This is a genomic window from Anaerovorax odorimutans, assembly GCF_024459955.1.
Taxonomy (GTDB): domain Bacteria; phylum Bacillota; class Clostridia; order Peptostreptococcales; family Anaerovoracaceae; genus Hominibacterium; species Hominibacterium odorimutans_A.
In genome coordinates this window covers 1-26,491 of the sequence record NZ_JANFXK010000026.1, presented here as the reverse complement: position 1 = coordinate 26,491, position 26,491 = coordinate 1, and the positions used below count along the sequence as shown (strand labels likewise).

Sequence of the window (26,491 nt, the reverse complement as noted above, 5' to 3'; positions counted from 1 at the left end):
AAGCGTTTATCTTATTGACACGAGTCGCAAAATATAGTACCATATGAATTAATCGGCGTGCTGTTGTAGCTCAGTTGGTAGAGCACTTCCTTGGTAAGGAAGAGGTTCGGCAGTTCGAGTCTGCTCAACAGCTCCAATTTTTTAACGAGTAAATACATTTTAGGAGGAAATTGAAATGGCAAAGCAAAAGTTTGAAAGAAACAAACCGCATATCAATATCGGAACCATCGGTCACGTAGACCACGGTAAGACAACTCTGACAGCAGCGATCACAACAACTCTGCAGCAGAGATATCAGCTGGGTGAAAAGGTAGCTTTCGACCAGATCGATAAAGCCCCGGAAGAAAAAGAAAGAGGAATCACCATCGCTACGGCTCACGTAGAGTACGAAACTCCTAACAGACACTACGCTCACGTAGACTGCCCGGGACATGCTGACTACGTAAAGAACATGATCACAGGAGCTGCTCAGATGGACGGAGCGATCCTGGTAGTAGCAGCGACAGACGGCCCAATGCCGCAGACAAGAGAACACATCCTCCTGTCCAGACAGGTAGGCGTACCATATATCATCGTATTCCTGAACAAGTGCGACATGGTAGACGACGAGGAACTGCTGGATCTGGTAGAAATGGAAGTAAGAGAACTGCTGGATGAATACGAATTCCCAGGAGACGACACACCGATCATCAGAGGATCCGCGCTGATGGCGCTGGAAGATCCTGCTGGCCCATGGGGCGACAAGATCGTGGAACTGTTCGAAGCAGTAGACAGCTACATTCCGGAACCGGAAAGAGATAACGACAAGCCGTTCATCATGCCGGTAGAGGACGTATTCTCCATCACAGGTCGTGGTACGGTAGCGACCGGAAGAGTAGAAAGAGGCTGCCTGAAAGTCGGCGAAGAAGTAGAAATCGTAGGACTGACAGAAGAGAGAAGAAAGGTAGTCGTAACCGGAATCGAAATGTTCAGAAAGCTGCTGGACGTAGCGGAAACCGGAGACAACATCGGAGCGCTGCTGAGAGGCGTGCAGAGAGATGAAATCGAAAGAGGCCAGGTACTGGCAGCACCGGGAACCATCAATCCGCATACAAAGTTCAAGGGCGAAGTATACGTGCTGAAAAAGGAAGAAGGCGGAAGACACACACCATTCTTCAACGGATACAGACCGCAGTTCTATTTCAGAACGACAGACGTAACAGGCGATCTGCAGTTACCGGAAGGAACTGAGATGTGCATGCCTGGAGACAACATCACGATGACAATCGAACTGATCACACCGATCGCGATTGAAGAAGGACTGAGATTCGCCATCAGAGAAGGCGGAAGAACAGTAGGATCCGGAGTCGTATCCGGCATCATCGAGTAGTCAAAAACAACTTGACATATAGTAGACAAAACCACCGGAGATCCGGTGGTTTTGTCGTATCTGATTTGCATATAGCTTGGAGCTGCCGCCGCACTGCTGGTTGCCGATCTTGACTTGCCGGGGCAGTTTCATTGGAGAATCGGGAGCCAGGTGGGGCTTTTTCAAGCAATCCGCATTATTTGTCCAACAACGGGCACATTTCAGTCTAATTGTTGAACCATTTTCAAGGCTTGCGGCCTCTTTCCTGGCTCGAATTCGCATATCGGCTGAATTTTTGTGCTTGCGTGCTCCGTACCCTTGAAAAAGAGTCAACAGTAACCGGTTTTTTTGCTGGGTGTTGATAAAAATAGCGATTTGCCTTTTTGTCAGCTTTTTCTACACAGCCTGACTTTTTCCAATAATTGCGTAATTTTCAACGATCCTGCAAATTTCGAAAGAGCCAACAGCACAAATCTTTACTCTCCGACCGCCCATCAGCAGCCCCGGGCGCCTCAATTTGGATGTTCCCGCCTGCGGCCCGTCGGTCCAGCCTCTAGCTGGGCGGCGGGCGGTAACTTTTTGCGAAAAAAGAAAAAAGTTACGCAAAGTTGTGGGTTTGAGGCTGCTCGTGCCGGCTGAAAAGAATAATTTGTGCTATCTGTTGCGATTGACGCCGTGAGAACGTTGGAAAATGCGTGACTTTTGACAAAAAAACCACTTTGGTTACCGGGGTACACCACCTGCTGGTTGTGATCGAAGCCGCAGCGGGCCGGAAGATCCGAATATCAATGGGATGTAGAGCGACCACATAATTTTGATACTTTCACAGTAATTCGAGAATCGAAAAGCGGGTGAATATCAATGGAGAATATTCCGTTGTGCTATTTTGATAGTTCTACGAAAATTTCGCCGCGTTCTTGCCCGAAAATATCATTTAGCTATTAAATAATTATGTGCTTTGATATTCCTCCTCCTTTCCCAATGTCAATCTGGGCAAAACTATCGTTTTTTGACTTTTTTCGGAACCTATCTGACAGTTGCCGCCTGTCGCAAGCCATCCGCCGTAAGCCCCCCTAGATATACGCTTCCCCACTGCAAGCTCCCGGATATAAACCGCCCGGTACAAACTATCGGATGCAAGCTACCAGATATAAGCTACCCAATGCATCCGTTATCCGGGAATGAATAAAAATTTGTTGCGCCGCATTGGCTTGAATCTTGCATAATACAAAGAAATTCAAGGGTTTTGACCGATTCTAACTGAAAAAAGATTGTTAAAAAAATTGCAAAATCATTGCAATCACTAGGGTACAAGTTTTTTTGTGTATTTTGTATAATTTTCTGTACATCCTTGACATTTGTATTTCATTGCGGTAAAGTATAACGTATATTGTGAAAAAATATAATAGTGGTACTATTGTTTGGAGGGAAAAATGACACACAGAAGAATGAAGACAATGGATGGTAACACAGCTGCGGCACATGTTTCGTACGCGTTCACGGATGTTGCCTCCATCTATCCGATTACCCCGTCATCTACTATGGCTGAGGTCGTAGATGAATGGGCGGCTTATGGAAGAAAGAATATTTTCGGACAGACCGTAAAAGTTGCGGAGATGCAGTCCGAGGCCGGCGCAGCCGGCGCGGTGCACGGATCTCTGGCAGCCGGCGCTCTGTCCACAACCTTTACGGCATCTCAGGGACTCCTGCTGATGATTCCGAATATGTATAAGATCGCAGGCGAACTGCTTCCGGGCGTGTTCCACGTTGCGGCCAGAAGTGTATCCACACACGCTCTCTGTATCTTCGGAGACCATTCCGACGTTATGGCCTGCCGTCAGACAGGGTTTGCCATGCTGGCATCGGGATCCGTACAGGAAGTTATGGACCTGGGCGGTATCGCACATCTTTCATCTATAAAAGGGAGAGTACCTTTCCTGCACTTCTTTGACGGATTCAGAACTTCTCACGAAATCCAGAAGATCGAAGTGTTTGCATACGATGATTTCAAAAAATTAGTTGACTGGGAAGCCGTTCAGGAATTCAGAGAAAGAGCGCTGAATCCGGAGCACCCGGTTATCAGAGGTACGGCGCAGAACCCGGATATTTTCTTCCAGGGCAGAGAGGCCGCTAACAAGTTCTACGAAAGAATTCCGGAAATCGTTGTTGAATATATGGAGAAGGTCAGCGAACTGACCGGACGCAGCTACAAGCCGTTTGACTATGTAGGTGCTCCTGATGCGGAAAACGTAATCGTAGCGATGGGTTCCGTATGCGAAACCATTGAAGAAACAATGAACAAGCTGATTTCAGAAGGACACAGAGTCGGCCTGATTAAAGTAAGACTCTACAGACCTTTTGTTAAGAAATATTTCATGGATGTACTTCCAAAATCCGTAGAGAGAATCGCTGTTCTCGACAGAACAAAAGAGCCGGGCGCTCTGGGCGAACCGCTCTATCAGGATGTAAAGACAATGCTTTATGGCGAGAGAAACGCGCCTGAAGTATACGGAGGCAGATACGGACTTGGTTCCAAGGACACGACTCCGGGTATGGTTCATGCGATCTATGATAATCTGTACCACAAGAAGCCGAAGAACTGCTTCACCATCGGTATTGAAGACGATGTGACCGGAGCTTCCCTGCCATACACAGAGGGTATTGCCAGAGAACCGGAAGGCACGATCAAGTGTAAGTTCTGGGGACTGGGTTCCGACGGTACAGTAGGCGCCAACAAGACAGCGATCAAGATCATCGGTGACAAAACCGACCTGTACGCACAGGGATACTTTGCCTATGACTCCAAGAAGTCCGGCGGTGTTACGATTTCCCACCTGAGATTTGGTGAACATCCGATTCAGTCTACATATCTGATCAACCAGGCAGACTTCGTAGCCTGCCACAACCAGGCTTACCTGAGACAGTACGACATGCTTAAGGATCTGAAAAAGGGCGGTACCTTCCTCCTCAACTGCATGTATTCTGAAAAGGAAATCGCTGAAAAGCTTCCTGCAAAGGTAAAGAGAGACCTGGCCAAGAAGAACATTAAATTCTACATCATCGACGCATGGAAAATTGCAGATGAAGTTGGTCTGGGAAGCAGAATCAACATGGTAATGCAGGCGGCCTTCTTCAAGCTGGCTGAGGTAATGCCGGTTGACGAGGCGATCAAATACCTGAAAGAAGGTATTGACAAGACCTATAAAAAGAAGGGCCAGAATATCGTTGACATGAACTGCAGAGCGGTAGACATGGGTGTTTCCGCGATCAAGAAGATCAACGTTCCGGAAGGATGGGCACATGCGGAAGATCCAAAGGAAAAATATGAAGAACTGCCTGAATTCATTGAAGAAATTCTGATCCCGATGAACAAGCAGGAAGGCGATGACCTGCCTGTAAGCGCCTTTGACGGCATTGAAGACGGTACGTTCCCATCCGGAACGGCTGCTTATGAAAAGCGCGGCGTAGCGATCATGCTGCCTGAGTGGGATGCTGAAAAATGTATCCAGTGTAACCAGTGTTCCTTCGTTTGCCCGCATGCGGCTATCAGACCGATGCTGCTGGACGAAGAGGAAAAGGCTGCCGCTCCATTCGGTTTCGTGACTGCCGAAGCGAAAGGCAAGGGACTGGAAGGACTGCAGTATAGAATGCAGATTTCTCCACTGGATTGTCTGGGCTGCGGCAACTGCGCGGACATCTGTCCGTCCAAGGAAAAGGCTCTGGTTATGAAGCCGTTTGCAGAGGAAATTAAAGAAACCGAAAACTGGAACTACGGAATCGAAATCCCTAGAAAAGATAATAGAATTTCACCTGACTCCGTTAAGGGCAGTCAGTTCGCAAAACCATACATCGAATTCTCCGGCGCTTGCGCGGGATGCGGAGAAACTCCGTACATCAAGCTGGCTACACAGCTCTTCGGCGACAGAATGCTGATTGCCAATGCAACGGGATGCTCCTCCATCTGGGGTGCTTCCGCTCCGTCCACTCCTTACTGTAAGGATGAGAACGGCAGAGGTCCGGCATGGGCGAATTCACTGTTCGAAGACAACGCGGAATACGGCTATGGTATGGCTCTGGCCTCCAAACAGCACAGAGAGAAGATTGAGCACAACATGAAGGCCCTGCTGGAGCTGGATGTTGACGAAACGCTGAAGGAAGCTATGGAAGAATGGCTGGAGTTCAAGGATGACGGAAGAGCATCCAGAGAAAAGAGCGATAAAGTGGTTGAAGCCATCGAGAATCTGAAAACGACAGATACCGTTGTCAGAGCTCTCAGCGACCGGATCATGGATCTGAAGGATTATCTGGTTAAGAAATCCATCTGGGCTCTGGGCGGCGACGGCTGGGCTTACGATATCGGCTACGGCGGTCTGGACCACGTACTGGCTTCCGGTGAAAATATCAATATTCTGGTATTCGATACGGAAGTTTACTCCAACACAGGCGGCCAGGCGTCAAAGGCCACACCGGCTGCTGCTATCGCCAAATTCGCGGCTTCCGGTAAGAGAATTAAGAAGAAGGACCTGGGCATGATGGCTATGTCCTATGGTTATGTATACGTTGCTCAGGTAGGTATGGGAGCAGACAAGAATCAGCTGATGAAGGCTATGCTGGAAGCGGAAGCTTACGACGGCCCGTCCCTGATTATCGCTTATGCTCCATGTATCAACCACGGCCTGAAAAAGGGCATGGGCAAATCTCAGGAAAATATCAAGGACGCAGTTGAAGCCGGATACTGGCACCTGTACAGATATAATCCTGAATTGAAGGCAAAAGGTAAGAATCCGTTCACTCTGGATTCAAAAGAACCGACTACAAGCTTTAGAGACTTTATTATGGGTCAGGTTCGTTACTCCTCGCTTGCGAAGGAATTCCCTGAAGTCGCAGATAAATTGTTTGCTATGACAGAGGAAGACGCCGTAGAAAGATATGAAGGCTACAAACAGCTGGCGGAGAGGAAATAAATGCGTAGTACAAGGGAGTAAATTCCTTTCTACACAATAATACCAGCAAGGGGACCGCACATGTGTTGCGGTTCCTTTGCTTTTTTGACGAGACGGAAATAAGATGCCTTTTCTTGTTTCCGTTGATTGGAAGCGGAGCTGCCGCAAGTTATGACCTCGCCGCAAATCTCGGCGTTGCGACCAAGGTGGCTTTCGGGGGCCAATGGTCGCGAGATTTATCAGTAAAATCAGAGTTTGGTCGCAAACCTGCAGCCGTTCTCTGCTGCAACCGGGCTCCCTTCCGCGGCCTGCTTCTGGAGCCTGGCAAGTAAATGAACGCCTGGCTGCCAAACGCCATCATAATATGGTTGCAGATCTGCCCAACGCAAAGAGCAATATATAAAACTTGCTCTTTTGTGTTGATTTTATATGCTTTTATGCCGCTTACAGCCATCGGCAGAAGCAAAATCAGTTTAAATCCGGATATCGCCTGCTCAAGACCCTTGAAACCCATAAGTTTCATATAAAATCAGGCGAAAACTCCCACTTTTATATAAAGTTCGATCTGTCCGTTTGCCGTGGCTTACAAGTTGTAGAATACTCGGCACTGGCTTGCAGACTATAGATCAATGATTACTTGTTTTGCGATACCTAAAATCGTTATATCCTTGTTTTCAAATTCATCTTCGGAGAAAATCGCAGGCGTATAATTGCTGTTCTCCGGAGTCAGGACAACGTGGCCGTCCATCTTATTAAAACGGCGCAGCTGAATGGCGGAATCGACCATACATGCGATAATCTGCTGGTTTTTAATGTGGCCGCCTCTTTGAATCAATACCCGGGCTCCGGGAGGGATATGAGCGCCAATCATGCTGTCATCATTCATCTGAAAATAAAACGTTTCTTTTTCGTTGGAAGATATCTCATAGCGTTCCATCGGAACGTCGTATCCCATCAGCCATGCTTCGGAAACTTCCAAAGCCCTGGCCAGTTTATACAGGTTTTGCTGTTTCGGTTTGAAAGCGCCGCTGAGGTACTGACTCATGGCACTTTTTCCAATCCCGGTCTTTTCGCAGAGCTCAGACTGCCGGATAGCCCGCTCTTCAATAACGGCCTTCAGCCTTTTTGAAAAATCAACTTTTTCTACCATATATACACCCACTTTCAAATTCTTCTTTATTATAATATTCTTTGCCCAAAACATCAACTTTTAGCCGTCAGATAACGCAAGGTTTCCTTCTGCCTGGCAGGCGGCAGGGAGGGGAGCTTTACAAAAAATAAACCGGCGATGCGACAAGAAACGATTGACTTTTCGTCGGGGTATAGTATAATGAGTTTAGCAAAACTAAACTACAGATAAAGAAGTGTACGGTTATGACTTGTGTTTTTGATTATTCTAAAATTATAAGCGATGTTTACGCAAAGGGGCTGACCTATAGCGATGTAGCCAGGTCCCTGGGTATTTCCGAGCTTGCGTACTCGATGAAAATGAGTAATAAAGCGGAGTTCACGCAGAAAGAGATTGACACTCTGGCGATCGATATCCTGCGGATACCGCCCGAACGCATCCCGGAATATTTTTTTACCCCTGTAGTTTAGAAAAACTAAATAACTCACAAGGATTTCTTAGAGGAGGATGGATTTTATGAAGAAGAAGCTTATTGCTGCTGCAGTATCACTTACTATGGCAGTAACTATGGTTCCGTCTTTTGCTTTTGCGGCAGCCAGTAGCGACCCTACGGTGGAGACAACAACGGCCAGCACTGAGCAGGATGATACGCAGAAGAAGCTGGAACAGGCGAAAACGAAAGCAAAGGATGATTTAGCTTACTATTGGGGCGATGCAGATGCGACAAAGGATGCTTACGATGCCGCCGGGCGCACTGAAATATCACAAATCAGGACAGAAGGTGGAGCGGATATCGATAAAGCTGAAAATGAAGAAGCTGTTACCAAAGCGCTTGATGCCGCAAAAGCCAAGATCGATGCCGTCGAGACCATAAAAGAAAAATATGATGCAGCTAAAACAGAAGCGACAGAAGCAATAAATAACTACTGGGGGCAGAATGGGCAGGAAATAGCTGCAGACGATGATTATGATAGTACGGTAAAAGATGAGATTAGCGCAATCAAATCAACTGCCACAAGTGATATTAATGCCGCTACAACAGCAGAAGCTGTAAATGACATAAAAGATCGGGCCTTCAAGGCCATCGATGCTAAGGATACAATTGCAGAGCATAAAGACAATGTGAAAGCTGCTATCGATGAGTATTATCCGGAAGGACTGTCTGCGGATGATTATGACAACGAGGAAAAAGAGGCAATTAATACGGCCAAGACTAAGGCCAAAGAGGCGATAGATGAGGATACTGCAAACGCAGACATGGATGCAGAGTTTAACAATCTCAAGTCAACTGTTGATGCAGTAAAAACTACTGCGCAAAAGGCGTTGGAAAAGGCACAAACCGATGCAAAGGCTGAGCTTGATACTTATTTCCCGAAAGGCGTAACGGGTGAAGATGCTTACGCACCGGATCAGAAGACTGCGATTACAAATGCAAAATCAGAGGGTGCGTCAGCGATCGAGGCCGCTACGACAACGGACGAAGTAGCAGATGCTCTTGAGGCGGCAAAAAAAGCAATTGATGCTATTCCGACATCAGCGACCTTAAAGGAACAGACAACCGACCTAATAGCAAAAATCGAAGCGATTGGGACAGTTACGATCCAAAATTATAACGACAAATACGATGCGATTAAAGCTGCGGAAGATTTATATAAGACACTCAGTGACGCTGGAGTGAAGGATGAAAATATCACCAATAAAGGTGATTTAGTTACAGCCAGAACAAACTATGACACATTTAAAGCTTATGAAGTCGTAGATCAAATTGACGCATTAGGCACAATTGACAAAGATAACTATGTGGATAAAAAAGACGCATTAGAGGCAGCAGAAGCCGAGTTCGCAAAGATCAGTGCCACAAATGCAGGTAAAGTAAGTAACTCTGATGCTTTAACGACCGCAAGAACTAAATATGAGGAGCTTGTAACTGCCGTAACGACCTTTGAGGAAAAAGTCACAACCGACCTGGGAGATCTGGACCCGGTGGCATATACAAATAAGACTGTCGTAGAGGGCGTTACAACAGAGTACAACAACCTGTCAGAGATGCAGAAATCACAGATCAAAGCAGACATTCAGACTGTTTACAAGAACGCGGCTGATACTATAAAGGCGTTCGATGAGGACATCGCAGCTGTAAAAAAACAGATTGACGATCTTCCTGACCCAATCGAGGGGACACCTGAAACAAAAGATGCCTTAACTTCAGCCAGAACGGCATATGCGGAGTTAAACGACGCAGACGCGCAAACTGCGGTTGATAATTTTGGGGCTTTGCAGACGGCAGAAGCAGCCTATGTTGACGCTCTGATCGATGCCATCGGAGATACCGGCGTAATCACCAATGATGTAATCGCCAATACTGAGGCGGCCAGAGCTGCTTATGATGAACTGAACGAGGTCGATAAAGACGCGGCGGATAAGGTACAAAAGGCGGCCGATTTAACAGCGGCAGAGAAAGCAATCTCCGCATACCGTGAGGCAATCGGCCAGGCTGCATACAACGAAGCTGAAATAGCCTTTGAAGCAGTAAAGGATGTAACGGAAGTTACAGACGACAATGTGAATGATGTTGAAACAGCCATTGAAGCATATAATCAATTGAATATAGCTGACCCGGAGAAAGCAAAGGACTTTACAGAGAGATTTGACGAACTGGGAATGCTTGTAAAAACATACGCTGATGCAAAAGCAGCGGCAGAAAAAGAATTGGCTGACACGCAGAAGATGATGAATGCTTCCGTGAAAGTCGCGGATCAGTTCTACACAGGATCAGCAATTCAGCCGCAGGTAACGGTTACGGATAAGTCCGGAAAGACAATCGCAGCCGACCAGTATGACCTGTTCTTTACAAACAATCTGAATGTCGGTGAGGCGACAGTGACAGTCGTAGCTAAGAACAACAGCGCCTATACAGGAAGCAAAGCGGCGACCTTCAAAATCGCAGCCAGATCCATTTCCGGCGCAGCCGTATCCGGCATCGCAAACAAAACATACACCGGAAAACCAATCACACAGTCTGTAAGCGTTGCCGTTGCTGGCAGAACCCTGGCAAACGGAACCGACTACACCGTATCCTACAGCAACAACAAAGCCGTAGGCAAAGCAACTGTGAAGATCACAGCAAAGGGCAATTACACCGGATCCATCGACAAGACCTTCAGAATCACCCCGGCAAAAGGCGCGATCAAGAGCCTGAAAGCCGGCAAGAAAAAGATGACGGTTAAAATAAAGGCCCAGTCTGGAGCAAAATACCAGATCGCTTATAAAGTAAAAGGCGCAAAGAAGTACAAGACCGTAAAAGTCAGCAGCACTTCCAAGACAATCAAAAAACTGAAGAAGGGCAAGACCTATACAGTAAAAGTACGGGCTTATAAAGCGATCGACGGCAAGACCTATTATGGAGCATACAGCAAGACAAAGAATGTCAGAGTAAAATAGCAAGCTACATACATACACCATAAATAGTACAAAACGGCAGAGGAGCACGAAAATGTGCTCTTTTGTCGTTTTTGTGCGGAATGGTGGAGCCTCTTAAGATCCTTTGTTTTAAAGCGGAAGACTGCAGAGCGGAATCATCTTGAACGGCTCTCTTGCAGCGGTACAGCGGCCCGAAGCGGGAGCCGTATGTAACAAAGATGGATTCTAATCATCTCCGGGGCGAAACCTCAAAAGGCACGTTCCATGAAACTCCCCAATAGGCTGCGCCACATTCCCCGGAGAGCATTCCCTGCAGCACCATGAAAAAAGGAGCACCGTAAACCAGGTGCTCCCTCTGATAAATAAGAAACCTATTTATTTGCCAGCTTCATTCTGTTCGTTCTTCTGCTTTTTCTTACTGTGCCGAAAGGCATACGCAATCGAAAAAGCACATCCTCCCCAAAGGCCAATACAACCAATGAGCATCATAATAATCGCACCAGTACTCATATTAGTTTACCTCCTTGTAGGAAATTTTGTCCAGATCGCGGTAGCCGTCCTTGCCCTTCATAGTGGTCAGCGCATCAGCGAAGACGATTACAAAGAGAATCGTTCCCCAACCGAAAACACCCACATCCGAACCGGAGTATTCGCCGTAGCCGTTATAAAGGTAATCCTTTGTGTTAAGGAACAGCATAATGCCCAGAACAACAGTTGTGACAATTCTCAGCGAGTACACCCACCATCTACCGATGCTGAAATTGGAAAACTCGTTGGCTTCCTGACGCAGCTTTTCGGTGTTAAAGAATCTGGTAACCAGAACAACCTCGATGACGCCGGCGCTGGCGATGCCGATATTGTTGATAAAGGCATCCACGATATCCAGGATGTTCATTCCTGCGCCTGTGATGAACAGGAAGCTGAGGATGAACGCCGGAACCATTACAACCGTAACGGCTTTCGTATGGCTCATATTGAACTTGTCATGGAAGCCGGATACAACTGCCTGGAAAATGGAGATCAGCGAGGTGACGCCTGCTGTAAATAAAGCGCCGAAGAAGCAGATTCCAAAGAGCGCGTTGAGCGCAGGCAGCGCGCTGATAGCGGTCGGGAAGGTCATGAAGGCCAGCCCGATACCGGAGCTTGCCACCTCATCCACGGAAACGCCCTGCTGCATAGCCATGTAGCCCATGATGCTGAAAACGCCGATTCCGGCGAAGATCTCAAAGCCGTGGTTAGCAGTAGCTGTGATGAAGGCGCTGTTGACAACGTCGGTTTGTTTTGGCAGATAGCTGGAATAGGCCAGCATGATCGCAAAAGCGATGGACAGGCTGTAGAAGATCTGTCCGTAAGCCGCTACCCATACGCCGGGGTCCTTCAATGCCTCCCAGTTGGGTTTAAACATGTATTCCAATCCTTCCACAGCACCCGGCAGCGTAACGCCGCGGATAACCAGGACGAGGATCAGGACAAAAAGGATCGGCAGACAGATTTTGCATGCCCGTTCGATTCCTTTGCTGATGCCCTTGTACATAATGAAGGCGGCCAGCGCCCAGATAATAATGAACGGAATGATCAAATGAGTCTGGATTCCCCCCAGATGCAGTGCGCTGTCGGTCAGCCCCAGGTATTCCACGAAGAACGCGGCTGGATCCGCGCCCCAGGCCTGCGTAAAGGAAAAGCCTATGTAGCTTACTACCCAGACAACGATACCGAAATAGTAAACGGCGATGACAAAGGCGATCATAACCTGGAACCATCCAAGCCATTCAAAACGCCGGTTCATCCTTGCCCAGGTGACGGGAGCGCCGCCCCGATACGTTTTACCCATCGTATATTCCAAAATAAGGATTGGTATACCTGCGGTAATGATTGCGAAAAAATACGGCAGCAGGAAGGCCCCGCCTCCGTTGGTTGCGGCAACATACGGAAACCTCCAAATGTTGCCCAGGCCTACGGCCGAACCGATAGCGGCCAGCAAAAAGCCCACTTTCGAATTCCATTGGTCTCGATCTTTCAAAGCTCAATTCCTCCTTAAGTAAATAAATAAAATCAACATCCTAACTATATCAAAGGGATGTTGCAAAGTCAACGATTTCACTATGAGTATACAACAAAAAAATGCGGAAAAAATTGTGAAAAAACATAATTGTTTTACATCACAAAAAAGGGGAAAAAAGAAGAGGGAGAATTGTTGTATATGCACATAATGTAAAATAATAACAAAACAAAACGGCGCGTCCGGTCAGAGAAATGGAGGGCTGTTTGTCAATCACACCTTCCCAAAAATAAGATTTGTATATCGGACATAAAACTACTATAATAGATAAGTAAGGATTTTAACGGGAAAGGATACGGGAATGCACGAATATCCAATTACAGAGCAGATCATAAAGATCGCGGAAAAACACTGCCGGGAAGCAGGAGCGAAGAAAGTCACGAAAGTAAAGCTGGTCATAGGAGACTATTCCGGTTACGTGGGCGACTCAGTCCACATGTATTTTGACCTGATCGGCGAAGGTACCCTGTGCGAGGGGGCGGATGTGGAAATCCGCCATGTCAAGCCAAAGCTCAAATGCTCCCAGTGCGGAGAATTGTTTGAAAAAAAGCTGATGTCTTTCGCGTGCCCCAAATGCGGAGCAGACGGCGGACCGACGGACATCGGCAAAGAGTTTTATATAGAAAGCATCGAAGTAGAATAATAAAGGAGAAAACAGGAGGAAGTTTATGCATGACGTTAGAAAGATAGATGTAATGGAAGGCATTCTGGATGAGAATGACCATATCGCCCAGCATGTCAAAGAGCATCTGAGCGCTCACGGGGTGCTCATCGTCAACGAAATGGGCGCGCCGGGAGTCGGCAAGACAACTACGCTGAAAAATATCTTCAAACACCTGAACGGGTACAAGCCCTATGTGATCGAAGGGGACATCGAATCGGACCTGGACACGCAGGACCTGAAGGGTATGGGGATCGATACCCATCAGATCAATACATACGGAGCCTGCCATCTGGACGCTCCCATGATCGATCATATGGTGGACCACATGGAATTCGACGAAAAGGGAATCCTCTTCATTGAAAATATCGGCAATCTGGTCTGTCCTGCCGAGTTTACCATCGGTGAGCATGTGATGATGCTGATCTCCACAGTGACGGAAGGAAGCGACAAGCCGTATAAATACCCGCTGGCTTTTGAAAAAGCGGACATCATTATTCTCAACAAGGTGGACCTGATTCCATATCTGGACTTTGATGAGGAGTTTTTTATGAAAGGGGTCAGAGCCCTCAATAAAGACGTGCCGGTATTCAAGGTTTCGGGAAAAACGGGAGAAGGATTTGAAGAAGTGGCACAGTGGCTCATGGAGCGCGCCGGCCGGCTGGAAGTGAAAGAGCATTCCCACGAACATCATCATGAGCATCACAGCCATGAACACGCACATGACCATGGACATTCACACGACCACGGGCACACCCATGAACACAAATAGACTGACCGAACGGATCAAGCTGTGGGGCATTGTCCAGGGGGTGGGTTTTCGCCCTTTTGTAGCCAAAGTGGCTCATCGTATGGGTATGAAAGGTGAGGTGCTGAACATCGGCGGCCTGGTGGAAATCGAGGTGACGGATACCAGGGAACGGATCGATGCTTTTGTAAAAGCCATTGAAAGGGACAAGCCGGTACCGGCGGAGATCGTCCATATAAAACGGACGCCTGAACCCTTCCGGGAATTCGACCGTTTTACCATATTAGACAGCGACAGCGGCGACGATGAAGCGGCCATGATACCGGCGGATCTGTCCATCTGTCCCCACTGTCTTTCGGAGATGCGGGACCCGGACAATCCCAGATACAGACATCCGTTTATCAGCTGTATGGTCTGCGGGCCCAGATATACAATCATTGACCGGATTCCCTATGACCGGGACAACACCACAATGATCGATTTTCCCATGTGTGATTTCTGCGAGGAAGAGTACACGGACCTGCATGACCGCAGATATCATGCCCAGACGATCTCCTGCCACAGCTGCGGACCGGTTCTCAGTATGTCCGTTGAAGAGGGGGCGCAGCTTCTGGCCGCGGGCGAGGTGATCGCCTTCAAAAGCATGGGAGGCTATAACCTGATCTGCGATCCTCTGAACGATCAGGCGGTGCGCAAACTGCGGGAAATCAAAAAAAGGGAACAAAAACCCTTTGCCGTGATGTTTCGGGATATGGAGCAGATCCGGGAGTTCTGCTATGTTTCCCCGATGGAGGAGAAGCTGCTGGCTTCTTCCGCCAAACCGATTCTGCTTCTGGAGCACAAACCCTCGGATTCCAAAGAGATACAGAGGAGCCGTTTCATCGGTTCGTTTCTGCCCAGCATGGGTGCCCAGCATCTGCTGCTGGATGAGATCAGTCCCTTGATCGTCACCAGCGCCAACCTTTCGGAAATGCCCATCATCAAGGATGACGAAGAAATGCGGGCCATGATGGAGCGGGAGCCGCTTATTAAGGGCGTAATATCCAACAAGCGGCGGATACAGGTTCGGGTGGACGACTCTGTGGTGCGGGCCATTGACGGTCAGCCGCAGATGATCCGCAGATCCAAAGGCTATGCGCCGGTGCCGCTTTATGTAAAAACGGAATACGGCGGTCAGATTCTGGCCACCGGAGGACAGCTGAAAAATTCCTTTGCTCTGAGCAAGGGCCCCTTTGTCTATATGAGTCAGTATTTCGGCGATATGGACAGTGTGGAAAATCAAAAAATCTATGAAGAAAATGTGGAGCGGATGGCCGACCTTTTCCGCATCAAACCGGAACTGGTGGTATGCGATCTGCATCCCCTTTACTATACCAGCGCCTATGCGCAGAAGCTGGGACTGCCGGTGCTGCAGGTTCAGCATCATCACGCTCACGTGGCGTCGGTCATGGCGGAGCACGACCTTGCGGGTAAAGTCATCGGCGTCAGCTTTGACGGAACCGGATACGGTACCGACGGAGCCATCTGGGGCGGCGAATTTCTTCTCTGCGAGGGCGGAGAATTCCGGAGGGCGGATCATTTGCGCTATGTGAAGATGCTGGGAGGCGATTCCTCCATGAAAGAGGGATGGAAGTCTGCGGTCAGCTATCTGTACGCATGGGAAAACGGATACCGGGAGCAGGGCGAGGGCATAGCCATAGACCTCTCCGATATTATCGAATTTGCGAAGGAGCGCAGCTGGCCTGGAGAAGAGCTGGCCAGAAAAGCCATCGCAGCCGGAATCAATACCATCGAAAGCTCCAGCATGGGCCGTCTCTTCGACGGTGTATCGGCGCTGCTGGGTATTAAGGATCGAAATGATTACGAAGGCCAGTGTGCCATTCTTCTTGAGGACGCTGCGGCCAATCCAGAGGCTTCCGCAGCCAATGCGCTGGCTCTGGAATTTCATAAAAGAATCGCCCGCGTGATACTGGACACCTGCATCAGGATTCGGGAAGAAAGCGGAGCGCGGCAGGTGGCGCTGACCGGCGGCGTATTTCAGAACAAGATTTTAATGGAAGAAAGTCTGGCCCTTTTGCGCCGGAACGATTTCATTCCTTATTATAATGTTTCCGTCAGTCCCAATGACGGGGGTATCGCATTAGGGCAGGCGTACATTGCCCTCAGAAAAAAGGAGGCGGACCATGGCAATTGATAAAGTGAGAGCGTACTTTAAAGAAATCGGTATCGAAGACCGGATCAAAGAGTTCGAGGTTTCCAGCGCCACCGTGGAGCTGGCGGCAAAAGCGGCGGGCGTTATCCCGGCAAGGATCTGCAAGACTCTTTCCTTTCTGGACCCGGAAGGCGGATGCATTCTGATTCAGACAGCAGGCGATACGAAAGTCAATAACAGCAAATTCAAAAAACAATTTGGTTTCAAAGCAAAGATGCTTTCCGCGGACCAGGTGGTCGATTTCACCGGTCATGCCATAGGCGGAGTCTGCGCCTTTGCGATCGACAATAAAGATGTTAAAATTTATGCGGATGTTTCCATGCAGCGCTTTGAGTCGGTCTTTCCGGCCTGCGGCAGCGCCAACAGCGCCATTGAATTGACCTGTGACGAGCTGTTCGCCTATTCCAAAGCCCTGGAGTGGATCGACGTCTGCAAAATACCGGAGGAAGAATAAAAATGTGCATTGCAATACCAGGCAAAGTAGTTGCCACAGACGGAACCACCGCCCAGGTGGATTTCCGGGGAAATACGGTCAATGTTAACGTGGGACTGGTTGATCCCCGGCCGGGCCAGTATGTGCTGGTCCACGCGGGCTGCGCCATTGAAGTGATGGAGCAGGACAAAGCAGAGGAACTGATTGATCTCTTTGCGGATCTGGAGGAATTATCGTAGTGGAAATTAAAGAGGTAATCGATTATCTAAAGGCCTATGACGGTCCGGAGATCAAACTGATGGAGGTCTGCGGAACCCACACGGCCAGTATTTTTAAAAATGGCATACGCAGCCTGATTTCTCCCAGGATCAAGTTGATTTCAGGCCCGGGATGTCCGGTATGCGTGACTCCCACCGCCTATATAGACAAGTGCATCGAGTACGCGCAGAAAGAGAATCACGTGCTGCTTACCTTCGGCGATATGATGAAGGTGCCGGGCACGGAGGGAAGTCTTTCCGACATGAAAGGGAAAGGCGCAAAGGTGGAACTGATGTATTCGCCCTTTGAAGCAGTGGAGAAAGCTCAGGCTGACCCGGGCACCACTTATGTGATAGCCGCCGTTGGCTTTGAGACTACGGCGCCCGCCTATGCGCTGATGATGCAGCAGGCTCTGGAAAAGGGCGTTAAAAACATTCGTTTGGTCACGGCGCTGAAAACAGTGATTCCGGCCCTCACCTGGATCTGTGAAAACCAGAAGGATATCGACGGATTCATCTGTCCGGGGCACGTCAGTGTAATTATCGGCAGCAAGCCCTATGAGCAGCTGGCTGAAAAATACGGAAAACCTTTTGTGGTGGCAGGCTTTGAGGCTGAGCATATTCTGGCTGTAATCTACGATATCGTAAGACAACTGGAAAAGAAAGAAGCAAAAGTCAAAAATCTCTATACCAATGCGGTCCGCGATGAAGGAAACGCAAAAGCCCTTGCGGTGCTGGAAACTTATTTTAAGCCGGGGCCCGCTATGTGGCGGGGGCTGGGCATTATTCCTGATTCAGGTCTCTATCTGAAAGATGATTTTTATGACGGAGGAAGCAGAGGCTTGGTAAAGGACATGGAACTGCCGGAAGGCTGCCGGTGCGGTGATGTGATCGTTGGTAAGATCAACCCTGACCAGTGCCCGATGTTCAAGACTCAGTGCAGTCCGATGAAACCCTTCGGTCCATGCATGGTTTCGGCAGAAGGCGCCTGCGGAATCTGGTATCGAAATAAATAGAAATTATTTTGGAGGATAAGATGAAAATTACAATGGCTCACGGAAGCGGCGGAAAGACATCGGCAGAGCTGATGGAGAGCGTTTTCGGAAAGCATTTTAAAAACAGCGTTTTGGATAAGATGGAAGACGCGGCGGTTTTGGACATAAACGGAAAAGTTGCTTACAGTACCGATTCCTTTGTGGTGACGCCGGTTATTTTCAAAGGCGGCGACATCGGCAAGCTGTGCGTCTGCGGCACGGTCAACGATCTTCTGATGATGGGGGCGGAGCCCAAATATCTGACCTGCGGCTTTATTTTGGAAGAAGGCTTGGAAGTCGATACGCTGGACCAGATCGTAGCCTCCATGGCAGCCCAGGCAAAGGCTGCAGGGGTAACTATCGTGGCAGGTGATACGAAGGTCGTAGAAGGCAGCGGAGGTCTGTATATCAATACATCCGGTATCGGTATAATCCCCGAGGGCAGAGATGTCAGCGCCGGGGGCTGTAAACCGGGCGATAAAATTCTGCTGTCAGGAAATCTGGGCGATCACCACGCCTGTATCCTCAGCGCCAGGATGGAGATCGAAAACGATATTAAAAGCGACTGCGGGTGCCTGAAGGATATTACGGATGCCCTTTTCGATGGAAACATCGATGTTAAGACAATGCGGGATGTGACCCGGGGCGGATTGGGAACCATTCTCAATGAGATCGCCGACACCAGCGGATGCAGGATTGAGCTGGAGGAAGAGGCCATACCTGTAGATGAAGAGGTCCGGGGATTTGCCGATATTCTGGGGCTGGACCCCCTGTATATGGGAAATGAAGGCAAGATGATCGCAATTGTACCCTCGGATCAGGCGGAGGAAGCGCTGCGGCTGATGCGGGATACGGAGCATGGAAAAGATGCCGCTGTCATCGGCCAGGTCAAAGAAGGAAACGGAACCTTTATCACTACCAGGCTGGGCGGAAGCAGGGTGCTGGACGTGCTGTACGGCGAAGGTCTGCCGCGGATCTGTTAGAAAAAACATATTGAACAGTGGCTGCAGCCTGCGGATCAGGACGCAGCCACTTTTATTTTTTGGGAGCGCAGAGATTGGAGAATGGCTTGCCTTTGAGCCGTATGTGCCCGCTCATGCCTTCGATCAATCCTTCCTCTCGCAGTTTTTTCATCTCTCTGAGCATAGCGGTCCTGTCTACGCACAGATAATCAGCCAGGGCCTTCATGGTCAGGGGCAGGACCAGATCCTTCGTGTGCTGCTTTCTGGACTCCATGCCTAAATAAGCGATCAGCTTGTCCCGTGTCTTTCTCTGGCTCAGCAGCTCGATACGCTCCGTAAGGTAGTTGTTGCGATTGGCAAGGCAGGTCAGCAGATTGCGGGCAAACCGCTTGTGGGCCCGGCAGCATTTCTCGCACCAGCCTGTCGCTTTATTGAGGTCGAAAAATATCAGCGAGCATCCCTCGTCCGTACTGCGAACGGATATTTCCTGGGCAGTATTCGCCTTGACCCATGAAAAGTCGGGAAGAATCAGCATATCTTTTTCAATAATTCCCAAAAGATTTCGAATTCCATCCAAACGCAGTTCGCTGATCTCAATGGAACCCCGGGAAACGAAAGCGATGCGGTCCTTCGTCACCTGGCGGCGGATAACGGAGCCGCAGGGATACTCTTTTTCCTTTCCGTCCAGGCATTCCATAATTCTGAGTTTTTCTTCGGAAGAAATCCCTGCGAATACAGAGGATTCTTTTTCGGTGTGTCGCAATTGCAACACCTCCTTTCCTGTGCTTATTATATAATAGAAACGTTTCGGGCACAACAGCTGTCCAAAGCCAAGGAGGAAATATGAAACTTTTTAATAAGTCTTTTGTGCTGTTGCTGATGGCAACATTTTTTTATATGCTGAGCCTGTCCATGGGAAACCCGATTATTGCAGGATTTACCGGTGAACTGGGAGGCAGTGGTGTCATAATGGGAGTGGCGGGAGGAATTCTCAATGTTTGTTCGCTGTGCTGCCGCCCGCTGGCGGGAAGCGCGGTTGATCGGTATGACCGCCGTCGGCTCGCCATGCTGGGTCTGGGAATGATGATATTAAGCAATGCGGGCTATTGCTTTTCCCCGGCTCCGATCTGTCTGATTCTTTTCCGGCTTCTCAACGGTGTTGGATTCGCAGTAAGCTCGATTACGCTTTCCACCTCGGTGGGCGCCAGTCTGCCGCCGGAACGCATCGGCTCGGGAATGGGGATATACGGAATGGTTCAGGCCCTCAGTATGGCCTTTGCGCCTACGGTCGCTTTATGGCTGTCGGATGAATGGGGGTACCGGGCCGCTTTTGCCGTTTCCGGCCTCTTCGCTCTGGTCGCATTTTTGATTATCCTGCTGAAAGGTGGCAATGACGAACAAAAAGATTCTCCCATCCGCGAACGGTCCGAAAATCGGTTCTTTGCCAAAGAAGTGCTGCCCACCGCGCTGGTGGTAATGCTGGTTACGCTTCCCTATAGCGCGCTGTCGGCTTTTATCGCCACTTTTGCGGGGGACAGGGGACTTGATTTGAATGTGGGACTTTATTTCCCTTTATATGCGGTGTTCCTGATCGTATTTCGAATTGTGTTCAGCCGGTTTTTTGACAGGTGGAGCTATTGCCGTTTTGTGCTGCTGTGTACGCCGGCTGCCGCTGCATCTCTGGCTGTGGTGAATTTTATGAACGGTTTTCTTATGATGGCCGCTGCCGCATTGCTGATGGCTTTGGGATATGGGGTCCTGGTTTCTGTCTCTCAGGCCAACGGCATACGCAAGGTCAGTATCGCCCATCAGGGAATTGCCAACAGTACCTATTACATAGGGCTTGATATGGGCCTTGCCGGTGGACCGATTCTGGCCGGATTCCTCTATACTCATCTTGGCAGCGATTATATGTTCCTGGCAATGGCCGCGGTACCGCTGCTTGCCTATGGCGTATTGGCCGCTAAGGGGAAGACTATATAACTTGTACCTTTCGAGCTTTCCGATCGGAAAATGGTCTGGCGTTTTTTGCCTTGAAATGGGGTCGGAGCGGATAAACGTTTCCTCTTGGCCGAATTGGCGGGACGTGGTAACTTTTCACAAAAATCAGTGCAAAGTTACGCAAAGTTGTGGGTTTGCGGGTGTTCGAAATCGTAGAAATTGAAAATTTGTGCTGGCAGTTGTTTTAGAGGCCGCCAAATCGTTGAAAAGTGCGTAACTTTTTGAAAAAATCGGAAAAAGTTACCGGAGCCGCTTTCCTGTGGCAGAAACGTGACTCGCTTCCTCAAACTAGCTGGTGACCTCCGTACAGGCCAGCTCAGGGTTCCAGTGGGTTTTCTGCAGATATTCACAAAGCCCTGCGGTGTCCTGTTCTTCAAACAGGCGAAGAATGACCCGGTGTTCAGCATTGGTCGTATGAAGGATTTCTTTCCCCTTCTTGTCTGTGGACAAATCATAGGTTTTGGATACGAATTTGTTTTTCAGCTGAGAGAGAACGCCTATGAGAACTTCATTCCCGCATTCCTCCAGATAGATATCATGGAAAATCTCCTGCTGCTTGTAATACATTTCATAGTTTTCCGAATCAATGGCCAGTTCCATACTGTCTATGTAAAAGGCCATGTCTTTCAGATGTTTTTCCGTCATGTGGCAGCAGGCCAGCTGTGCGGCCAGGCCGTCGAGGACACCGATTACTTCGTAGAGCTGACGTGCCTCACCGGCTTTCATCTCTTTAATGATAAAGCCTTTGCGCGGAACGTTTTCCAAAACGCCCTCGCTGGAAAGCTGGATCAGTGCCTCGCGGACCGGAGTACGACTGATGCTCAGCTGCTGGCATATCTCGTTTTCGTTAATTTTTTTTCCGGGAACCAGCGATCCCCTGGAGATCTGTTCAGCAATGTACTGATACACGTGGTCTTTTAAAGAGAGGAATTTGTACATAGATTTTCTCCTTCATGCAAATAATTACTACTATAATATCATTTGAAAAAAGGGATTGCAATATTGACAGAATATAAAATATAATATATTATATATTCAACGTAAAATTCTGAAAACAGATGGAGGTAATGAAGAATGTTTAAAAACGTAATTGTAAGAAGACCGTGCAAAGCCATGGTAGAAGGTATCACTTCCGCGCCGGAGCTGGGAAAACCGGACTATGAACTGGCTTTAAAACAGCATGATAATTATATTGAAGCACTGAAAAAGTGTGGTGTAGAAGTGACTGTACTGGAAGCGGATGAAAGATATCCGGACTCCTGCTTCGTAGAAGACCCTGCCGTAATCACAAGAAACTGCGCGATCATCACAAATCCTGGCGCGGCTTCCAGAAACGGTGAAAAGAACGAGATCATCGGAGCGGTAAAGAAGTTTTTCCCGGAAGACAAGATCGAATACATCAAAGATCCGGGAACGCTGGAAGGCGGAGACGTAATGATGGTAGGAGACCACTTCTATGTCGGACGTTCTGCGAGAACCAACGAGGAAGGCATCAAGCAGTTCATTGCTATCCTGGAGAAGCATGGACTGAGCGGTTCAGAAGTGCCTCTTGAAAAAGTACTCCATCTGAAGACTGGCGTAAACTATATTGAGAATAATAACATGTTAGTTTCCGGAGAATTTATTGACAAGCCTGAATTCGCAAAATATAATAAAATTGTTATTCCGGAAGAGGAAGCTTACGCTGCGAACTGCATCTGGGTAAACGGAACCGTCATCGTTCCGGAAGGTTATCCGGCAGTGGAAAAGGCTGTAAAAGATGCTGGCTATGATGTTTTACTGGTGGATACTTCTGAATACAGAAAGCTCGATGGAGGTCTCAGCTGTCTGTCACTCCGATTCTAGGATAACAAGCAATTATATACCTTGTTAATTTTGAAAAGGACGTGAATTTATGGGAAATTCAAATGAAAAAGGGCTCGGCACCCTACGGCTGACGATGTTCGGCATCGGCCTTATTCTGGCCAGCGGTGCATTTGCCATTCCGGGCGACTTTGCGGCCGCGGGCGCGTATCCGCTGGCTTCATTGATCGGCTGGGGAATCGCGGGAATAGGAATGCTTTCCTTATGTATGTGTTTCTTCAGACTGGGCATCGCAAAGCCGGAATTGACCAGTGGACTGTACACCTACGCAAAAGAGGGATTCGGGGAGTTTATCGGATTCTGTTCAGCCTGGGGATATTGGATCAGTGCCATTTTGGCTCAGATATCCTTTATCACCATGCTCTTCAGCTCACTGGGAAGCTTTTTCCCGGTGTTTGGAGAAGGCAACAATGTGGCTTCGATTGTCACTGCTTCGATCGTCGTCTGGCTGCTGGCGCTTCTCGTATCGAGAGGCATCAATCAGGCGGTAACCATCAATGTAATCGTTGTAATCGCAAAGCTGCTTCCGATTCTGGTGCTGCTGGTAGCGATTGTCTTTGCCAGATCCTTTGATCTGAGCATCTTCCTCAGCAACTTTACCGGAGAAGGCTCGGGCATGAACCTGCTGGAACAGGTAAAAGGAACTACGTTCATTACCGTATGGATCTTTATCGGTATTGAGGGGTCGGTCGTTATTTCTGAAAGAGCCAAAAATACGAAAGTCGCGGGTCGGGCTACAATCATTTGTTTCCTGTGCATGCTGGCGCTGTACATGATGATTTCCATTTTAAGTATGGGCGTTATGCCGACTGAAGAGCTGGCACAGCTCAAGACTCCGTCCGTTGCAGGCGTACTGGAGGCTGTTGTGGGCGGCTGGGGAGCTACCCTGGTTAACGTTGCGGTAATCGTTTCCATCGCAGGAGCTTTGTTTACCTATACGATTCTCTGCGTAGACAGCGCTTACGCCCCGGCATCAAAAGGATGTTTCCCGAAATTTTTCGCTAAAGTTAACAGACGCGGGGCACCGATAACATCACTGCTGTTGTCAACGGTTGTTATCCAGATATTCCTGATTATCATTTACTTCAATGATTCTACTTATCAGGTATGCTACGCACTGTCAACCAGTATGATTATGTTCCCTTATTTCCTGTCGGGACTGTATTGTCTCAAAATAACGGTAAAGGGAGAAACGCTGACTGGTATTACCGAAGGCAGGACGAAAGTCGCGGTTTGGATCTTTGCGGTGATCGGTGCTGTTTACGGTGCCTGGATGCTGTATGCCAGCGGATGGCAGTCCGTATTGGCGTCCGCGGTACTGTTTGGACCGGGAATTCTGCTCTATCTGTACACACAGAAGCAGAAGGGCACCAAGGTACTTCCGAAAGCAACCGATGCAGTGGCAGTAGTCGTTGTCATCGCAGCCTTTGTGGCGGCAATCATTCTGATGACCAATGGTACGATCCAGCTTTTCTAAAACTTAATGATGAGCAGAGGCAGACGAAAAAGGTCTGTCTCTTTTTTTGCCCGGAAATGCCGCCGCTTGGTGGTATCTTATTTTTCATATTTACAAGCTCCGGCCTTTCTGCGTATAATAGGTGCAGCAAGAGAAAAGGAGTTATCTGAAAAAGTATGAAAAGAAAAAAATATTGGGGCTATGGCGTGGCTACCATTGCGGATGCGGCGCCCTACAGCTTTGTGACGGTATATTCGATTGTCTTTTTCACTACAGTGGCAGGGCTTTCGGCGGAAACGGCGGGCATGATATCGGCTGTTACGATTATTCTCAACGGTATCGCGGAGATGTCGCTGGGGTACGTCTCCGATAACTGGAATTCTAAGTACGGCAGGCGCCGTCCTTTTTTGATCTTTGCCGTACTTCCTCTGGGGCTTGGCCTGATCGTGCTTTTTACGGATTTGGCATGGAGCGGTACCTTAAAGGTGGCGGTTTATATCGCTGCCGGTTTTCTGTTCTGGATTGGCTTCGGGGCCTATTATACGCCATATTCCGCGTTGGGCGCTGAGATCGCGCCGGGATATAATGAGCGAAGCGTTCTGAGAACCTGCGCCAGGGTATTCGGCATCATGGGCAATGTGCTGGGTATGGTGCTGCCCCTGGCAATGGTGAAGCTGCTGGAAGGTTTCGGTATGAGTGACAAAAGCGCCTGGTTTTCCGTTGCGCTTCTCATTGCCGTCATAGCCTGCGGCTCCATTCTTATTACATGGAACAGCACTCGAGGTTTGGAACGGCCCGCGGATGAGAGCGATGCCAGGGAAAAGGCAGGGCTTTTGCAGCTTCTTCGGGATTACATCCGTATTCTGCGGCTCAAGCCCTTTATCTATTTGATTTTGGTAATCTTCGCCTTCGTAGTGGCCAATACGTTTTACAGTTCAAATATTGTATTCTTTGCCCGTTATAAGCTGGGGCTGGGGGATCAGGTCACTTCTACTATTTTTCTGATTTCCATGATTGTGAACGCAGTGTGCACGCCGCTGCTGGGATGGGCCTCTATTAAGATTGAGAAGAAGAACGCTTTGGCCTTGGCTCTGCTGGTATCGGGCATCGGAGCAATCGTCTTCCGCTGTCTGGACGTTAGCAGCTATTTGGGATTGATTGCTTACGCCTGCGTGTTTTCCATTGCATACGCCGCCTTCTGGCAGCTTTTCAACGCAGTGCTTTACGATATCAGTGAGGTCGGTGAATTCGTAATGGGAAAAAGGGTGGAAGGCAGTGTTATCTCCGTTTATGGGATTGCTTTTTCCCTGAGTATGTCCATTTCGAGCAAAGTACTGGGGAGCATGCTTGAATGGGGCGGCTACGACGGTGCGCTGGCTGTTCAGTCCGCCCGTGCAGTGACTACAATTGAGAATGCCTTTATGCTGATCCCGGCAGCCGCGCTGCTGATCGCTGCCATCTTCCAATTTATATATCCTCTTAATAAAGGAAGATTCGAGCTGCTGGAAGACGCCCTGTACCAAAAAAGGCGCGGCCTCCCGTATAACACCGAGGGACTGGAAAAGATTATTCGAAAGTAGTATTTTCCCCATAACACCTGCGGTTGAAAAAAAGTCCAAAAAAGATAAAAGAAAGCGGTTGACAGAGGAGGAGAAGTTTGGTAATATAGACAAGCTGTCAGGTGAGAGCGGGGCGGCAACGAAGACGAATCGAGAAAAAGACGGAAAAAAAGACGTTGACAAAATCGCTCAAACATGGTAGTATATAAAAGTTGTCTCACGAAGCCGAAACGCTTCGAAAAGGACCGGGGACGTCGAAAAAGAAATGAAAAAAGTTCTTGACAAACTGGTAAAAATGAGATAAACTAGAAAAGCTCCGTAAAACGGAGCGGCCGCCGGAAACGAGCGGCGAGAACCTTGAAAACTTCATAGTGTAGAAATTTAGTCAAAGAAAAGCAGAGATGCT

The 26,491-nt window shown here is 48.6% G+C and carries 20 protein-coding genes and 1 tRNA gene; 16 read left to right on the top strand and 5 right to left on the bottom strand.

Going from position 1 to position 26,491, the window contains the following annotated elements; genetic code table 11:
• The first annotated feature begins 59 nt into the window (after positions 1-59).
• The 3 genes from NE619_RS16425 (at position 60) to nifJ (ending at position 6,312) form a co-directional block, all read left to right on the top strand.
• A tRNA-Thr gene (locus tag NE619_RS16425) sits at positions 60-136 on the top strand.
• Between the two features lie 39 nt (positions 137-175).
• The gene (gene tuf / locus NE619_RS16420) at positions 176-1,369 is read left to right on the top strand and encodes an elongation factor Tu (protein ID WP_256130646.1); all 1,194 of its coding nucleotides are present in this window, start codon (positions 176-178) and stop codon (positions 1,367-1,369) included.
• A gap of 1,412 nt (positions 1,370-2,781) precedes the next feature.
• On the top strand, positions 2,782-6,312 hold the full coding sequence (gene nifJ / locus NE619_RS16415) for a pyruvate:ferredoxin (flavodoxin) oxidoreductase (RefSeq protein ID WP_256133554.1): 3,531 nt from the start codon (positions 2,782-2,784) through the stop codon (positions 6,310-6,312).
• A 598-nt stretch (positions 6,313-6,910) separates the two neighbouring features.
• Here nifJ and NE619_RS16410 read toward each other — a convergent pair.
• Positions 6,911-7,441 carry a LexA family protein gene (locus NE619_RS16410; protein WP_256133553.1) on the bottom strand — a complete coding sequence of 177 codons (531 nt, stop codon included), beginning with the start codon at positions 7,439-7,441 and terminating at the stop codon, positions 6,911-6,913.
• A gap of 224 nt (positions 7,442-7,665) precedes the next feature.
• On the opposite strand from NE619_RS16410, the gene NE619_RS16405 reads away from it, so the two are divergent.
• Complete coding sequence (locus NE619_RS16405; protein ID WP_256133552.1) at positions 7,666-7,890, top strand: DUF739 family protein; 225 nt, start codon at positions 7,666-7,668, stop codon at positions 7,888-7,890.
• A gap of 46 nt (positions 7,891-7,936) precedes the next feature.
• On the top strand, positions 7,937-10,861 hold the full coding sequence (locus tag NE619_RS16400; protein WP_256133551.1) for a hypothetical protein: 2,925 nt from the start codon (positions 7,937-7,939) through the stop codon (positions 10,859-10,861).
• A gap of 354 nt (positions 10,862-11,215) precedes the next feature.
• On the opposite strand, the gene NE619_RS16395 is transcribed toward NE619_RS16400, so the two are convergent.
• Together NE619_RS16395 and NE619_RS16390 are read right to left on the bottom strand one after the other, a co-directional pair.
• On the bottom strand, positions 11,216-11,350 hold the full coding sequence (locus NE619_RS16395; protein WP_256133550.1) for a methionine/alanine import family NSS transporter small subunit: 135 nt from the start codon (positions 11,348-11,350) through the stop codon (positions 11,216-11,218).
• Between the two features lies 1 nt (position 11,351).
• Positions 11,352-12,860, bottom strand: coding sequence for a sodium-dependent transporter (locus tag NE619_RS16390; protein ID WP_256133549.1), 1,509 nt, complete (start codon positions 12,858-12,860; stop codon positions 11,352-11,354).
• 340 nt (positions 12,861-13,200) lie between these two features.
• Here NE619_RS16390 and hypA point away from each other — a divergent pair, with 340 nt between their 5' ends.
• Genes hypA through hypE form a run of 7 tightly spaced genes read left to right on the top strand, consistent with a single transcriptional unit; the run spans position 13,201 to position 19,227 of the window.
• Positions 13,201-13,542 carry a hydrogenase maturation nickel metallochaperone HypA gene (hypA, locus tag NE619_RS16385; RefSeq protein ID WP_256133548.1) on the top strand — a complete coding sequence of 114 codons (342 nt, stop codon included), beginning with the start codon at positions 13,201-13,203 and terminating at the stop codon, positions 13,540-13,542.
• Positions 13,543-13,567: 25 nt separating this feature from the next.
• Positions 13,568-14,332, top strand: a complete 765-nt coding sequence (gene hypB, locus NE619_RS16380) for a hydrogenase nickel incorporation protein HypB (RefSeq protein WP_330640820.1) — start codon at positions 13,568-13,570, stop codon at positions 14,330-14,332.
• A complete protein-coding gene (gene hypF / locus NE619_RS16375) occupies positions 14,271-16,502 on the top strand; it encodes a carbamoyltransferase HypF (protein ID WP_256133547.1) in 2,232 nt (743 codons plus the stop codon). The genes hypB and hypF overlap by 62 nt, the downstream gene beginning before the upstream one ends.
• Positions 16,492-16,974: a YbaK/EbsC family protein gene (locus tag NE619_RS16370; protein ID WP_256133546.1), complete on the top strand. Its 483-nt coding sequence runs from the start codon at positions 16,492-16,494 to the stop codon at positions 16,972-16,974. Before hypF ends, NE619_RS16370 begins: the two co-directional genes overlap by 11 nt.
• A 2-nt stretch (positions 16,975-16,976) precedes the next feature.
• Positions 16,977-17,192, top strand: coding sequence for a HypC/HybG/HupF family hydrogenase formation chaperone (locus NE619_RS16365; RefSeq protein ID WP_256133545.1), 216 nt, complete (start codon positions 16,977-16,979; stop codon positions 17,190-17,192).
• The gene (gene hypD / locus NE619_RS16360) at positions 17,192-18,226 is read left to right on the top strand and encodes a hydrogenase formation protein HypD (RefSeq protein WP_256133544.1); all 1,035 of its coding nucleotides are present in this window, start codon (positions 17,192-17,194) and stop codon (positions 18,224-18,226) included. The genes NE619_RS16365 and hypD overlap by 1 nt, the downstream gene beginning before the upstream one ends.
• Before the next feature lie 20 nt (positions 18,227-18,246).
• Positions 18,247-19,227 carry a hydrogenase expression/formation protein HypE gene (hypE, locus tag NE619_RS16355; protein WP_256133543.1) on the top strand — a complete coding sequence of 327 codons (981 nt, stop codon included), beginning with the start codon at positions 18,247-18,249 and terminating at the stop codon, positions 19,225-19,227.
• Between the two features lie 52 nt (positions 19,228-19,279).
• Here hypE and NE619_RS16350 read toward each other — a convergent pair whose 3' ends face one another.
• Complete coding sequence (locus NE619_RS16350; RefSeq protein WP_256133542.1) at positions 19,280-19,969, bottom strand: Crp/Fnr family transcriptional regulator; 690 nt, start codon at positions 19,967-19,969, stop codon at positions 19,280-19,282.
• 80 nt (positions 19,970-20,049) lie between these two features.
• On the opposite strand from NE619_RS16350, the gene NE619_RS16345 reads away from it, so the two are divergent.
• Positions 20,050-21,189 carry an MFS transporter gene (locus NE619_RS16345; protein ID WP_256133541.1) on the top strand — a complete coding sequence of 380 codons (1,140 nt, stop codon included), beginning with the start codon at positions 20,050-20,052 and terminating at the stop codon, positions 21,187-21,189.
• 306 nt (positions 21,190-21,495) lie between these two features.
• Here NE619_RS16345 and NE619_RS16340 read toward each other — a convergent pair whose 3' ends face one another.
• Positions 21,496-22,146 (bottom strand): GntR family transcriptional regulator, encoded by a 651-nt coding sequence (locus NE619_RS16340; protein ID WP_256133540.1) that lies wholly within the window; start codon positions 22,144-22,146, stop codon positions 21,496-21,498.
• 135 nt (positions 22,147-22,281) lie between these two features.
• Here NE619_RS16340 and NE619_RS16335 point away from each other — a divergent pair, with 135 nt between their 5' ends.
• The 3 genes from NE619_RS16335 to NE619_RS16325 all read left to right on the top strand — a co-directional run bounded on the left by NE619_RS16335 (position 22,282) and on the right by NE619_RS16325 (position 26,106).
• Positions 22,282-23,052, top strand: a complete 771-nt coding sequence (locus NE619_RS16335; RefSeq protein WP_256133539.1) for a dimethylarginine dimethylaminohydrolase family protein — start codon at positions 22,282-22,284, stop codon at positions 23,050-23,052.
• A gap of 49 nt (positions 23,053-23,101) precedes the next feature.
• Positions 23,102-24,547, top strand: a complete 1,446-nt coding sequence (locus tag NE619_RS16330) for a basic amino acid/polyamine antiporter (RefSeq protein WP_256133538.1) — start codon at positions 23,102-23,104, stop codon at positions 24,545-24,547.
• Between the two features lie 155 nt (positions 24,548-24,702).
• Complete coding sequence (locus tag NE619_RS16325; protein WP_256133537.1) at positions 24,703-26,106, top strand: MFS transporter; 1,404 nt, start codon at positions 24,703-24,705, stop codon at positions 26,104-26,106.
• Positions 26,107-26,491: the final 385 nt, after the last annotated feature.

What these genes read in the sequence shown, in the direction of transcription:
- NE619_RS16410 (WP_256133553.1), bottom strand. Translation starts at nt 7,441, where the DNA reads ATGGTAGAAAAAGTTGATTTTTCAAAAAGGCTGAAGGCCGTTATTGAA.
- NE619_RS16370 (WP_256133546.1), top strand. Translation starts at nt 16,492, where the DNA reads ATGGCAATTGATAAAGTGAGAGCGTACTTTAAAGAAATCGGTATCGAA.
- tuf (WP_256130646.1), top strand. Translation starts at nt 176, where the DNA reads ATGGCAAAGCAAAAGTTTGAAAGAAACAAACCGCATATCAATATCGGA.
- NE619_RS16405 (WP_256133552.1), top strand. Translation starts at nt 7,666, where the DNA reads ATGACTTGTGTTTTTGATTATTCTAAAATTATAAGCGATGTTTACGCA.
- NE619_RS16325 (WP_256133537.1), top strand. Translation starts at nt 24,703, where the DNA reads ATGAAAAGAAAAAAATATTGGGGCTATGGCGTGGCTACCATTGCGGAT.
- NE619_RS16400 (WP_256133551.1), top strand. Translation starts at nt 7,937, where the DNA reads ATGAAGAAGAAGCTTATTGCTGCTGCAGTATCACTTACTATGGCAGTA.
- hypE (WP_256133543.1), top strand. Translation starts at nt 18,247, where the DNA reads ATGAAAATTACAATGGCTCACGGAAGCGGCGGAAAGACATCGGCAGAG.
- nifJ (WP_256133554.1), top strand. Translation starts at nt 2,782, where the DNA reads ATGACACACAGAAGAATGAAGACAATGGATGGTAACACAGCTGCGGCA.
- hypB (WP_330640820.1), top strand. Translation starts at nt 13,568, where the DNA reads ATGCATGACGTTAGAAAGATAGATGTAATGGAAGGCATTCTGGATGAG.
- NE619_RS16345 (WP_256133541.1), top strand. Translation starts at nt 20,050, where the DNA reads ATGAAACTTTTTAATAAGTCTTTTGTGCTGTTGCTGATGGCAACATTT.
- hypA (WP_256133548.1), top strand. Translation starts at nt 13,201, where the DNA reads ATGCACGAATATCCAATTACAGAGCAGATCATAAAGATCGCGGAAAAA.
- NE619_RS16340 (WP_256133540.1), bottom strand. Translation starts at nt 22,146, where the DNA reads ATGTACAAATTCCTCTCTTTAAAAGACCACGTGTATCAGTACATTGCT.
- NE619_RS16335 (WP_256133539.1), top strand. Translation starts at nt 22,282, where the DNA reads ATGTTTAAAAACGTAATTGTAAGAAGACCGTGCAAAGCCATGGTAGAA.
- NE619_RS16365 (WP_256133545.1), top strand. Translation starts at nt 16,977, where the DNA reads ATGTGCATTGCAATACCAGGCAAAGTAGTTGCCACAGACGGAACCACC.
- hypF (WP_256133547.1), top strand. Translation starts at nt 14,271, where the DNA reads ATGAACACGCACATGACCATGGACATTCACACGACCACGGGCACACCC.
- NE619_RS16395 (WP_256133550.1), bottom strand. Translation starts at nt 11,350, where the DNA reads ATGAGTACTGGTGCGATTATTATGATGCTCATTGGTTGTATTGGCCTT.
- NE619_RS16330 (WP_256133538.1), top strand. Translation starts at nt 23,102, where the DNA reads ATGGGAAATTCAAATGAAAAAGGGCTCGGCACCCTACGGCTGACGATG.